11 protein-coding genes and 2 tRNA genes are annotated in these 11,944 nt (G+C 60.7%); 4 read left to right on the forward strand and 9 right to left on the reverse strand.

The genetic code is table 11. The features are described 5' to 3' along the window. Positions 1 to 27: 27 nt before the first annotated feature. Positions 28 to 1,122 carry a Glu/Leu/Phe/Val family dehydrogenase gene (locus tag J4D99_RS00860; RefSeq protein ID WP_208129803.1) on the reverse strand — a complete coding sequence of 365 codons (1,095 nt, stop codon included), beginning with the start codon at positions 1,120 to 1,122 and terminating at the stop codon, positions 28 to 30. A 223-nt stretch (positions 1,123 to 1,345) separates the two neighbouring features. Between J4D99_RS00860 and J4D99_RS00865 the strand changes: the two genes are divergently transcribed. Beyond that, a complete protein-coding gene (locus J4D99_RS00865; RefSeq protein WP_208129804.1) occupies positions 1,346 to 3,142 on the forward strand; it encodes an ABC transporter ATP-binding protein in 1,797 nt (598 codons plus the stop codon). Between the two features lie 105 nt (positions 3,143 to 3,247). On the opposite strand, the gene J4D99_RS00870 is transcribed toward J4D99_RS00865, so the two are convergent. Continuing rightward, positions 3,248 to 3,658, reverse strand: coding sequence for a T9SS type A sorting domain-containing protein (locus tag J4D99_RS00870; RefSeq protein ID WP_208129805.1), 411 nt, complete (start codon positions 3,656 to 3,658; stop codon positions 3,248 to 3,250). Positions 3,659 to 3,873: 215 nt separating this feature from the next. Here J4D99_RS00870 and J4D99_RS00875 point away from each other — a divergent pair. The 3 genes from J4D99_RS00875 (at position 3,874) to J4D99_RS00885 (ending at position 5,690) form a co-directional block, all read left to right on the forward strand. Continuing rightward, positions 3,874 to 3,947, forward strand: a tRNA-Pro gene (locus J4D99_RS00875). A gap of 121 nt (positions 3,948 to 4,068) precedes the next feature. Then, a tRNA-Pro gene (locus tag J4D99_RS00880) sits at positions 4,069 to 4,142 on the forward strand. Positions 4,143 to 4,298: 156 nt separating this feature from the next. Beyond that, entirely contained in the window at positions 4,299 to 5,690 is a 1,392-nt protein-coding gene (locus J4D99_RS00885; RefSeq protein WP_208129806.1) for a hypothetical protein, read from the forward strand. 95 nt (positions 5,691 to 5,785) lie between these two features. Here the strand turns inward: J4D99_RS00885 and J4D99_RS00890 are convergent, their stop codons facing one another. The 7 genes from J4D99_RS00890 to J4D99_RS00920 all read right to left on the reverse strand — a co-directional run bounded on the left by J4D99_RS00890 (position 5,786) and on the right by J4D99_RS00920 (position 11,937). After that, complete coding sequence (locus tag J4D99_RS00890) at positions 5,786 to 6,271, reverse strand: hypothetical protein (RefSeq protein WP_208129807.1); 486 nt, start codon at positions 6,269 to 6,271, stop codon at positions 5,786 to 5,788. Positions 6,272 to 6,283: 12 nt separating this feature from the next. Beyond that, positions 6,284 to 7,438: a zinc-dependent alcohol dehydrogenase gene (locus J4D99_RS00895; RefSeq protein ID WP_208129808.1), complete on the reverse strand. Its 1,155-nt coding sequence runs from the start codon at positions 7,436 to 7,438 to the stop codon at positions 6,284 to 6,286. Positions 7,439 to 7,655: 217 nt separating this feature from the next. After that, entirely contained in the window at positions 7,656 to 8,174 is a 519-nt protein-coding gene (locus J4D99_RS00900; protein ID WP_208129809.1) for a GyrI-like domain-containing protein, read from the reverse strand. A 55-nt stretch (positions 8,175 to 8,229) separates the two neighbouring features. Next, positions 8,230 to 10,056: an ABC transporter ATP-binding protein gene (locus tag J4D99_RS00905; RefSeq protein WP_208129810.1), complete on the reverse strand. Its 1,827-nt coding sequence runs from the start codon at positions 10,054 to 10,056 to the stop codon at positions 8,230 to 8,232. Between the two features lie 148 nt (positions 10,057 to 10,204). Beyond that, positions 10,205 to 10,960: a tRNA pseudouridine(38-40) synthase TruA gene (gene truA / locus J4D99_RS00910; RefSeq protein ID WP_208129811.1), complete on the reverse strand. Its 756-nt coding sequence runs from the start codon at positions 10,958 to 10,960 to the stop codon at positions 10,205 to 10,207. Positions 10,961 to 11,019: 59 nt separating this feature from the next. Beyond that, entirely contained in the window at positions 11,020 to 11,229 is a 210-nt protein-coding gene (locus J4D99_RS00915; RefSeq protein ID WP_208129812.1) for an antitoxin VbhA family protein, read from the reverse strand. A gap of 48 nt (positions 11,230 to 11,277) precedes the next feature. Next, complete coding sequence (locus J4D99_RS00920; protein ID WP_208129813.1) at positions 11,278 to 11,937, reverse strand: LuxR C-terminal-related transcriptional regulator; 660 nt, start codon at positions 11,935 to 11,937, stop codon at positions 11,278 to 11,280. Positions 11,938 to 11,944: the final 7 nt, after the last annotated feature.

An 11,944-nucleotide genomic window follows, 5' to 3' on the forward strand; every position in this document is an offset into this window, starting at 1 on the left:
GCCAACAGCTAAAAGCTAACAGCTGTATTAATACGTTGATTTAACCCGGCCCACGCTTTCGATGCGCTCCTGGGCCTGGCGGATGGCAGCCGCCTGGGGGTGGCTGTGGTCCTGCTCGGCGCGGTCGAGCACCTGCAGGGTGTAGTCGTAGATTTTTTCGGTTTGGGCGAGGGCGCCCTCGCGGGTGCTGCCCGTTATTTCGGAATACACGTTGATGAGGCCGCCGGCATTAATGAGGAAGTCGGGCGCATACACGATGTTGCGGCGCACCAGCTCAGGGCCGTGCTCGTCTTCGCGAGCCAGCTGGTTGTTGGCCGAGCCAGCGATGACGCGGCACTTGAGGCGGCCGATGGTGTCATCGTTGATAGTAGCCCCTAGCGCGCAGGGCGAGTAGATGTCTACGTCCTGGTCGTAAATCTCTTCCAGGCCCACTACTCGGGCGCCGAAGCGGCTGGCCGCTTCGTAGGCGCGCTCCTCGTAGTAGTCGGTCAGCACGAGGCTAGCCCCTTCTTTTTGCAGATACTCAAGCAGGTAGGTACCCACGTGGCCCACGCCCTGCACCGCGATGCGCTTGCCAGCCAGGCTATCCGAGCCGAAGGCTTTTTTGGCGGCGGCCTTCATGCCCATGTAAGTACCGTAGGCCGTCACCGGCGAGGGGTCACCCGAGCCGCCCATGCTCTCGGGCAGGCCAGCTACGTGCTTGGTTTCCATCCGGATGTACTCCATGTCCTTGGTGGTCATGTTCACATCCTCAGCCGTGATATACTTGCCGTTCAGGTTGTTGACGAAGCGGCCAAACTTGCGCAGTAGCGCCTCATTCTTCAGTTTTTTGGCATCGCCGATGATGACAGCCTTGCCGCCGCCCAGGTTCAGGCCCGAAATGGCGGCCTTGTAGGTCATGCCGCGGCTCAGGCGCAGTACGTCGCGCAGGGCCTCGGCTTCGGTGGCGTAGTGCCACATGCGGGTGCCGCCCAACGCGGGGCCTAGCACCGTGTTGTGGATACCGATAATGGCCTTGAGGCCAGTTTCGTGGTCGTAGCAGTACACCACTTGCTCGTGCTGAAATTCGGCCACCTGCTCAAAAATGGAGCTGGTGGCCTGGGTTGGCGCGTCGAGTACCATAGGGTTAAAAAGGAAAAATGGGTGGGAATGGGAGGGAAGAGTGGGGTGTAACTTTGTTTACGTGCTATCCTGGCTTTGAAGCCGTTTGTCAGGCGCAGCGGGCATTCGCCCGCGAAGCCTAACAAACGGAAACAAGGACGGCCGCGACGCCGTTGCGGCCACAAAAGTACCCGTTTTTTTTCGGTTGAGGCCCGGTTTTCCGGTCCTAGCCCCTCCCCTGCCTATGCCCACCCGCGCCCTGGTTGCCGTCAATCCGCATATTTTTCACTACAAATGGCATTTTCTCGGCGGAGTGCTATTCGTGATTTTGAGCACACTACTGACCATTTTTCCGGCTCAGCTCGTGCGCTACTCCTTCGATTTGGTCAATGAGGGCATCGACCTCTACCACCTCTACGCCGGCACGCAGGCGCAGGCGGGTGTGTACCAGGCATTTGGGCGCAACGTGCTGTTCTACGGCATGCTCATCATCCTGCTAGCCCTGCTGCGGGGCATCTTTTTGTTCTTCATGCGCCAAACGCTCATTGTGATGTCGCGGCGCATCGAAAACGACCAGAAAAACCAGATTTACCAGCACTACCAGTCGCTGCCGCTGGCCTTCTACCGCCGCCACAGCACCGGCGACCTCATGTCGCGCATTTCCGAAGACGTGGGCCGCGTGCGCATGTACCTAGGGCCGGGCATCATGTATTTCCTGCAGCTCGTGCTGCTATTCGTGCTGGTAGTGCCGCTCATGCTCCTGGTGAATGTGAAGCTGACGGTGCTCACGCTGTTGCCACTGCCCATCTTGTCGGTGAGCATCTTCTACGTCAACAACCTGATTGAGAAGAAGTCAGATGACATCCAGAAGGCTCTGGCGGCCATGACGACCTTCACCCAGGAAGCGTTTTCGGGCATTCGGGTGCTTAAGTCGTTCGTGCGCCAGCAGGATTCCTACGAGCAGTTCCAGGTTTCGACCAATGAGTACAAGGACAAGTCGTTGAGCCTCAATTTTGTCAACTCGCTGTTCTTTCCGCTTATCCTGTTTCTGGTAGGCATCAGCACCATCGTCACGGTCTGGATAGGCGGGCAGGAGGTTATCCGCGGCACCATCACCACGGGCAGCATCGCCGAGTTTATTATCTACGTCAACCTGCTGACCTGGCCCGTGACGGCGCTCGGCTGGACGTCGTCGCTGGTGCAGCGCGCCGAGGCCTCGCAGGCCCGCATCAACGAGTTTCTGGATGAGAAAACCGACATTATTTCGCGCCAGAATATCAAGCAGGAAATCACTGGCGACATTGTGTTCGACCACGTTACGTTCACTTACCCCGACACCGGCATCAAGGCCCTGCGCGACGTCAGCTTCCGCGTGCGGCCGGGCCAGACCCTAGCGGTGATTGGCAACACCGGCTCGGGCAAAAGCACGATTGCGGCGCTGCTCTGCCGCCTCTACGACGTGACGAGCGGCGACATCCGGATAGATGGCACCGACGTGCGCGACTACGCGCTCACTAGCCTGCGCGAGCAAATCGGCTACGTGCCGCAGGACGTGTTTCTGTTTTCGGACAGTATTCGCAACAACATCAACTTCGGCCTCGACCAACCCGACGAGGCGCGCATGGAGCAGGCCGCCCGCGATGCCGATGTTTACGACAATATTATTCGCTTTCCCGAAGGCTTTGATACCAAGGTGGGCGAGCGCGGCATCACGCTCTCTGGCGGCCAGAAGCAACGTGTGAGCATGGCCCGCGCCCTCGTGAAGGAGCCCAAAATCCTCATTCTCGACGACTCGCTCTCGGCCGTCGATACGAAGACCGAAAACGCTATTCTCGACAGCTTGCAGCGCGTGATGAAAAACCGCACCAGCCTCATCATTTCGCACCGCGTGAGCTCAGTAAAGCTGGCCGACGAAATACTCGTACTCGACGATGGCCAGATAGTGCAGCACGGCACCCACGCCGCCCTCATGGCCCAGCCCGAGGGCCTTTACCGCGCCCTCTACGAGCGCCAGCTCCAAGCCGAGGCGACGGCCTCCTGAACAGCCTTAACGGCAATTATTAGCCTAGCCAACCATGGAAAAGCCCCGCAACAAGCTATTGCGGGGCTTTTACTTATGCGTAATGCCGTTGCCAGCGGAAGCCAGCTATTGCAGCTGTATCAGCTTGGTGCCTTTTTTCTCGCCGGCGGTGCAGCGCACCACGTAGGGGCCAGCGGGCAGGGCGCCCACGCGCATCACGGTAGGCGTGGTACCTACCATTACCGTTTTGGTGAGGACCGGATGGCCCTCCTTGTCGTTGATTTCGAAGCGCGTAGGGCCAGGCGCATCGCAGCGCACGGTAAGCGTATGCGCGATGGGGTTCTGGTCAGCCTTGATTTTCAGCGCATTTGGGTCGGGTGCTGGTGTTACGGGGGCTAGCGCGATAGGCGCGGCCGTGCCCGGTGCTGCTGCGGGCGCAGCAGTGGCAGCCGCCGGGCTAGCCGGAGGCGTAGTTTGGGCTAGAAGCCCGAGCGGAGCCAATACCATGCCCGCGACTAGTGTAAGTACTGATTTCATAAGGCAACGTAGAATAGCCGGATTTCTGGGTTAGATGATTTAGCCGGGTAAAGATACAGTAGCACGAAGTATGCCACTTCATCGGCTCTACAGTAGTTTTTTAGTGGCTGCTAGCTACGCTCTTAGCATTATTTTTGGCTCCTGATGCACAAAAACCTTGCGACATCTTGCGAAAATGTGATGCAATTCCCTACCTTTGCAACTCCAAATGCCCTCGGGGTGTAGCGTAGCCTGGTATCGCGCCAGCATGGGGTGCTGGAGGTCGTAGGTTCGAATCCTGCCACTCCGACCGAGGAGCAAGTTTGCCCCACGAAAAAGCCTCTGACCTCCGGGTCGGAGGCTTTTTTAGGCCAACTTTCCCCATTTGGATTTCCCGACGCGGAGCCGCCCCATCGGCACCGCATCATTTTCGGGGTGTAGCGCAGCCCGGTAGCGCGCGTCGTTCGGGACGACGAGGCCGTAGGTTCGAATCCTGCCACCCCGACTTCTGAAAAGCCTGACTCTGACCGAGTCGGGCTTTTTTATGTACTGCGGGCAGCGCGTCCGGAGCCCGCGCCGAAAAGCCAGGGTAGTTTTGCAGCCGCCCGAGCGTAAAGCCACGCCCCCACACCCTCCGTTCCTACCTGATAACAAACATCTTATGCGTAACCCTACTTTCTGGACGCGAGCGATGTGGCCCCTGCTGGCTGGGCTGGTGCTGCTGCACGCGGCGCTCTACAACGGGTTTCCGCTGGTAACATCCGACACGGGTACTTACCTGGTGAGCGCCCTAGAGCTGAAGGTGCCTATTGACCGGCCCGTAACCTATGGGCTGTTTGTACGGTTCACCAGCCTGTGGGGCTGGTCGGTATGGGGAGCGGTATTTGGGCAGTGTCTACTGCTGGGAGTGCTACTGCTGCGTTACATCCGCGAGTTTGCGCCACGGCTGACGCACCCAGCGGGCCGCCTTGCCCTGCTGGTGCTGGCCATGTGGGCCACGGGGGTGTCGTGGTTCAGCTCGCAGCTGATGCCTGATATTTTTACGGCCATCGGCATGCTGGCGCTGGGGCTGGTACTGCTGGGCCGCTGCCGCAGCGGCTGGGAAGTGGGCGGCTGGCTAGGGGTGGCCTTTGGGGCCGAGCTCTGCCACTCCTCCAACCTAGTTTCGTTCAACCTGCTGGTACTGGTGATGGGCCTGGTCGCTTGGCTAACCTCAGCTACCGGGCCGACGTGGCTGCCGCGGCGGCGCTGGGCCCTGACCCTAGCCGTGACGCTGGCTGGCTGGCTGGCCCTGCCCACGCTGCACGCCGCGCTGGGCGGGGGCTTCACTATCGTGCGGGCCTCGCCTGCCTTCCTGATAGCCCGACTTAGCGAGTCAGGGGTGCTGGAGCGGTTTCTTGACCACGAGTGCCAGGGCCCAGCCACCTACAGCCTGTGCAAATACCGCGACAAATTGCCCGAGGACGCTATGGGCTTTATGTGGGGTACTAACACGCCCATGCAGCTGGCGGGCGGTATGGAGGCCACCCGCGACGAGTACCGCACTATTATTAGTCGGATATTGTGCTCGCCGCGCTACTACCCTGCCCTGGCTTGGACGGCCACGCAGGCCACGCTGCGCCAGCTTACGCACGTGGGCCTGGGCGACGGCCTGGGACAGTACCGCGAAAATACCGCTCCCTTTTGGCCCATGCGCGCCTTTCCCTACGAACTGAAGACCTACTTGTCATCGATGCAAAACCACGGGCAGCTTGAGTTTGGGCAGCTTAGCGAGCGGGTCGGGCTTGCCTACCTGCTGGCGGTGGTAGCGGGCCTGGGCGGCCTGGCCAGCCGCGCCGCGCGGCAACGGCTAGGGCCGGGCGCGGTCACCTGGCTTGTTCTGGTAGGCACGGCGCTGGTGGTCAATGCTTTTGCTACCGGAGCCGTGGCCAATGTGTATGACCGCCTGCAAGCTCGTATGGCATGGTTGCTGCCGTTTACGGTGCTAGTGTTAGCTACCGAACTGCTACTAGGCTACTGGGCTACCTGGCGCCAGCTACCGGCCACAAAATAGGTGGGTTGGCTATGGGTTATTAACGAATTAACGTTCTGAACAAGCGCCCATGTAGGGCGCCTGCTCAGAACGTTAAGTTATTTAAGACAAGTACTTTATCGCTTCTTGCGGGTGAGCAACACCGTAGCACCAGCCACCACGGCCGTAAACGCGGCCAGCTTCAAAATCAACCCTTTTTTATCATATTTCCATTCGATAGGGTAACCCTTTTCGGCGAAGATATTGGGCACATGGCCGTGCGCCAGGTCGCTGAGCACCCCTTCTACTACGTTCACGCGGTCGGCGAAAAGCAGCGGCAGCCAGTGGAGATAACTGTTTTCGCTGTACTTGAAAGCAAAGCGCCGGATGACGCCGCTGAGGCCGCTAGGGGGTACTGAAGTACCGAAGACGGCCGTCACATTGGGCCGCTCGTTGGAGTGCAGCACCTCGATGTTGATGGGCTGCTGGGTGGGGCGCTCCCAGGAGTATCCCTTGTGGTCGTCCGGGGTGCGCGTGCGCATCGGGTACGTGGGGTCGTTGTCGGGGTCGTTGTCGATGTTCCAGCCCGGGAGCTGCGACGGGTTGTGGGTGATAGGTTCCATGATAGCAGCGCGTTACATGCCGGCGGTAGACGGGATAAGGACAGTTTTGATGCAGTTGTCGAGCTTAGCCGAGAACATGCGGTAGCCGTCGGCCACGTCTTCCAGTGCCAGGCGGTGGGTAATAAGGCCTTTGGGGTTGAGCACGCCGTTTTGCACGTGCTTGATGAGGCGCGGCAGGTGGCGTTTCACAGCCGTTTGATTGGCCCGAATGGTGATGCCCTTGTTCAGCACATTGCCGATGGGCACGAGGTTGTCGGTAGGGCCGTACACGCCCACGATGGATACCACACCGCCCTTGCGCACCGCGTTGATGGCCCAGTGCACAGCCGTGGCCGAACCGGCTTGCAGCAGCATTTTGCGGCCCGTGATGGTTTGCAGCGCGTTGCCGGCGGCCTCGGCCCCCACGGCATCGATGCAGACGTCGGCGCCTATCCAGTCGGTTTGCTTTTTGATGAACAGCACCGGGTCGCCGATTTCCTGGAAATTGTAAGCCTCGCACTTCGAGTAGTTGCGGGCAAACTCCAGGCGGTAATCTTCCTTGTCGATGATGATGACGCGGCCGGCACCAAAAAGCCAGGCGCAGCGCGCGGCCATGATGCCCACAGGGCCTGCCCCGAATACCACCACCGTGTCGCCGGTCTGGATGCCGCCCATTTCGGCGGCCTGGTAGCCGGTGGGCACCACGTCGGTAAGCAGCACGGCATCCTCAATGTCCATACCGGGTGGAATGACGGTGGGGCTCACGTTGGCGTAGGGCACGCGTACGTACTCAGCCTGGCCCCCATCGTAGCCCCCCGTGATGTGCGAATAGCCAAAGAAGCCGCCGGCCGCCGTGGCCTGCGGGCTGCCCTCGTGGCAGTTGCCAAACAGGCCCTGCTTACAAAAAATGCACTTGCCGCAGGCAATATTGAAGGGCACCAGCACATTATCGCCCACCTTGAGCTTGGTTACTTCCGAGCCAATTTCCTCGACGACGCCCGTAAACTCGTGGCCGAAGGTTTGGCCCACGCGCGTGTCGGGCACGTTGCCGTTGTAGAGGTGCAGGTCGGAGCCGCAGATGCAGGACCGCGTGACCCGCACAATCGCATCCTCGGGATGCAGAATTTCGGGCATCGGCTTTTGGGTGACCCGAATGCGTTTCGGGCCGCGATATTCCATAGCTAGCATATGTTTTCTCCTTTAGTAGCAGGGTGAAGTGTCCCCGGCAAACAGTACTCGCTACTGCCTGCCGGCCTGCTAAGGGTACTCGCTTAGGCTAGCCAGGGTTAAGCTATCCGCCTGTAATGCTGAAAATTACGTAGTAATCGCGAAGGCGCCCGCCCGCCTGCGTATAAACCGCCAGGCGGGCGGGCGCCCTCCGTATTTCTTACTAGCCGGGCTAGCCCTACTGCACGCCTACCCGCAGTTCGTCAGCCTCATTGGGCCCGAATTGCTCGAGGTAAAATGGCTGCTTGGTCAGCTTCTGGTCTTTGATATGCTGCTGGGCAGTGGTGTAGAGCTTGCCCGGGGCGAGCAAAAAGCTAACACCCTGCACGCGGGCCGTCACCACCCGCCGGCCGGCGGGCACCACGCGGTAGCGCCAGCCCGTGGGCAGCACGGCGGCTGTGTCGGGCACCAGCACCCCCACGAAAGCGCGAATAGAATCGTGCGCCGACTCGGGGTCGTTGTAGTAAAGGTTAGCCAACGGCTGGCTAGGGTGCGCGTCCTGCCAGTTTTTGGCGGTGCGGAACAGCTCGCCAAAGCGACTGTCATCGACCTTGCCGCGAAAGGGCTGGCCGGCCAGCAGCACGGGCGCGGCCGTGGTTTCGAGGGCCACGCTAGGGGTGCGCAGGCCGCCAAGGTAGGCGTAGATGCCGAGGCCGATGGCCGTGAAGATGAGGACTAGGGGAAAGAAGAATCGCACGTTTGTTTATTGATTTTTAGTACCAAGCTTGATACTACGGCCCTAGCGGGGCGCCTCACTTACCCGTCGCCAGCTGCTCACTGCTAGCGTACTGCATGCGGTAGAGCTGGGCGTAATAGCCGCCGAGGCGCAGGAGTTCGTCGTGGGTGCCGGTTTCCTTAATTTCGCCGCGGTCGAGGACGATGATTTTATCGGCCTTTTGGATGGTGCTGAGGCGGTGAGCGATGACGAGCGAGGTGCGGCCTTCCATGAGCTTATCGATGGCGTGCTGAATCATCTCCTCGGTTTCGGAATCGACCGACGAGGTAGCCTCGTCGAGCACGATGACGCGAGGCTCGTAGACCAGCGCCCGCACGAAGCTGATGAGCTGGCGCTGGCCCACCGAGAGTGTGGCACCGCGCTCCATCACGGGGTAGTCAAGGCCACCGGGCAGGCGGCCAATGAAGCGCTCGGCGCCTACCAGCGCGGCCGCTTCCCAGATTTTAGCGTCCTTTATCTCCTTGTTGCCCAGCGTAATATTATCGCGAATGGAGCCCGCGAAGAGAAACACGTCTTGCAGTACCACGCCAATCTGGCGGCGCAGCTGGCTGAGGTCGTACTCGCGCAGGTCTTCGCCATCGACGCGGATATGGCCCTGCTGAATGTCGTAGAAGCGCGAAAGCAGGTTGATAATGCTCGTTTTGCCGGCGCCGGTGGCCCCCACAAAGGCGACGGTCTGGCCCGGCTTCACGTGGAAGCTGATGTCTTTCAGCACCCACTCGGGCTCGTTGGCTTCGCTGTCCTGGCGGTTGGCTTCAGCTTCCTGCCGGTTGTAGGCAAACCAGACGTGGTCGAACTCGACCTCGCCGCGCAGCTGGGGCACCGGCCGGGTGCCGGAAGTAGCCACTAGCTCCTCATTATCGAGCAGCTTGAGTAGGCGCTCAGTGCTCACGAGGCCTAGCTGCAAGGTATTGAAGCGGTCGGCAATCTGCCGGATAGGCCGGAAAAACAGCGCATTATACATGATAAAGGCAATCAGCTCGCCCTTCGAGATAACGCCCGCTACCTGGCCCTGGGCCGCATACCACACGAGCAAGCCTACGCCGATGGCCCCCAGCACCTCGGCCACCGGGAAGTAGATGCTGTAGTAGAGTACCGATTTGATGTTAGCCCGCGTGTGCTCCTGATTTATTGCCTCAAACTTGCGGTATTCGCGCTCCTCGTTGTTGAAAATCTGCACCACGTTCATACCCGTGAGGTGCTCTTGCACGAAACTGTTGAGCTTGGCCACCGCGTTGCGCACCTCCTGGAAGCTGCCCTTGACTTTCTCCTTGAAAACGTAGGTGCTGAAGAGCAGCGGTGGAATAACCGAGAGGCTGATGAGCGCCAGCTGCCAGTTGGTCCAGAACATGAAAATCATGAGGAACACAATCTGCAGCAAGTCGCCGACCATCGCGGCTAGCCCCTCGCTGAAGACGTCGGACAAGGTTTCGACGTCCGAGATGTTGCGCGTCACGAGCACGCCAATAGGCGTGCGGTCGAAGAAGCTGAGCTTGAGGCTGAGCAGGTGCCGGTAGAGGTCGCTGCGAATGTCGCGCACGATGTATTGGCCTAGCCAGCCGCCATAGTAGGTCTGGAGGTAGCTTACCAGCGTGTGCACCAGCAGCAGGCCCAGCAGCCACAGCGTCGAGCGGTTGAGGCCGGCCCAGTCGTTGTTGGTGATGTCGACATCGACCATGCGCTGGATAAGCGCGGGGCGCACCGTGCCGAGCACCGCCGTGGCCACCGTGAGCACGATGAGCGCGATAAACGTGCCCCGGTAGGGCTGCACATAGGCCAGCAGGCGGCGCAGCACCTGCCAGTCGAACACCTGGCCGGTTTTGGTAGCAGTAGTTGAGTCCATAAGCGTAACTGGCTAACAAAGGTCGGCACGTTTCGTTGCCATTGCGGCGCGCAAAAGCCGCCTGGCGTTGGACTGTTTTGTACTAGCCAACCAGGGCACTTGAAACCAAACAGGCCTTTTTGTGCTCAAATCCAGGTTTGCGCGGATACTATTCAGCCGGCACTATTCCCAGACCATACTCTACCTTACTCAAATACAACCCTTTAGCTGGTGCAGCGCCACTAGCCGCCACGCGCTGCTGCCGGTGCAGTATTTGCTGAAATCCCAGCGGGTTGAGTTTGCCCCGGCCCACGTCGAGCAAGGTGCCCACCACCAGCCGCACCATACCGCGCACAAACCGGTTGGCCCGAATGCGGAAGACGAGGCCGCCCGGCGCTGCGTGCCAGCCCGCCTCGTAGAGGTAGCACACGTAATGCGTTTCGGCCCCCTTGACCTTAGAGAAGGCTGTGAAGTCGAACTGCCCCACCAAGTAAGCGGCAGCCTCGTTCATGGCCGCTACATCGGGTGCCCGGTCTAGGTACAGCGCCTGGTCCCGCCGAAATGGGTCGGGCTGTAGACTCACGAAGTACTCGTAGGTGCGCGCCTCGGCCGAAAAGCGGGCGTGGTCCTTGGGCCCGACTTCGTGCATACGAAAGACCTGCACATCGGGCGGCAGGGCCCGGTTGACGCGGTAGCGCAGCAAGTCGAAGGTCATGTCTTCGGGCAGGTCGGCCTCGAAGTGAGCTACCTGGTGGCTGGCGTGTACACCGGCATCGGTGCGCCCGCTGCCCAGCGTATGAATAGGCTGGCGCAACACCTGGCTCAGCGCCTTGTCGAGAGTAGCCTGCACGGTGGGCACGCCGGGCTGCACCTGCCAGCCGCAGTAAGCCGTGCCGTCGTAGGCAAAATGAATGAAGTAGCGCATGGGGCCGCAAAAGTACCGCCTGCGCCCGGCCCTCACGCCCGTGGCCCAACGGCCGTAGGCTAGAGCAAGCCCTCGTATAAGGCCATAAAAGCTTGCTCGCGGGGCAGTTCGCCCGCTTCATAGCGGCGCAGGCGCGCCAGGGCATCGGGGCTGGGCGGCTGGCCGCACAGCGCTTGCACGAGCAGAGCGGTTTCGACCTCGCGCTGCCGGGCTGCCCGAGCGGCAGCCTGGCAGGCAGATGGGTCTAGCGCGGGTGGTTGGAAGTTCATAGCTCAGAAAGGAGCAGCAGGGTAGTACAGAGCAACAGGCAGGAGCACCTACCAGGGCAGCAAGGGCCGGGGCCGGGCCTTTGCCATTATTTCGGCTTTCGAATTGACTTGCAGCTTGCGGTAAACCTGCCGGATGTGCGAGCGCACGGTGTCGAGGCTGAGGCCCAGCCGGTCGGCAATGAGCTTGTAGCTCAAGCCATCTTCAATGCCCCGCACGATGTCGTGCTCGCGCGGGGTGAGGCTAGCCAGCGGGTTGGCCGGCCGGGGCGCGAAGTAGCGCGTGACGTGCCGGGCCACGCTCGGGCTCATGGGCGAGCCTCCTGCCGCTACTTGCAGCAAGTGTTCTTTGAGCAAGGGCAGCGGCGTCGTTTTTTCGAGGTAGCCGATGGCACCCTGGCGCAACGCTTCAAATACGCGCTCGGCATCAGTATACACGCTGAGCATAAGCACTTCGGCCGCTGGCAGGGCCTGCCGCAGCAGGGCCAGGCCCTCAATGCCCGAGCGCCCGGGCAGGCCAATATCAGAAAGCACCAGCGTAGGCGGCACCTCCAGCGCGGCTAGCCCCGCCATAAACTCCTCGTGCGAGCCAGCGCATAGCACACAGCTAAAATCTGGCTGGGCATCCAGGTACGCGCAAAGTGCGTCGCGGATAGCCGCCTGGTCTTCGATGATGCCGAGGATAATCACGCGGGCAAAGGTCGGCCCCACCACCATA

Source organism: Hymenobacter sp. BT559 (genome assembly GCF_017571525.1).
In the GTDB taxonomy this organism is placed as follows: domain Bacteria; phylum Bacteroidota; class Bacteroidia; order Cytophagales; family Hymenobacteraceae; genus Hymenobacter; species Hymenobacter ginsengisoli.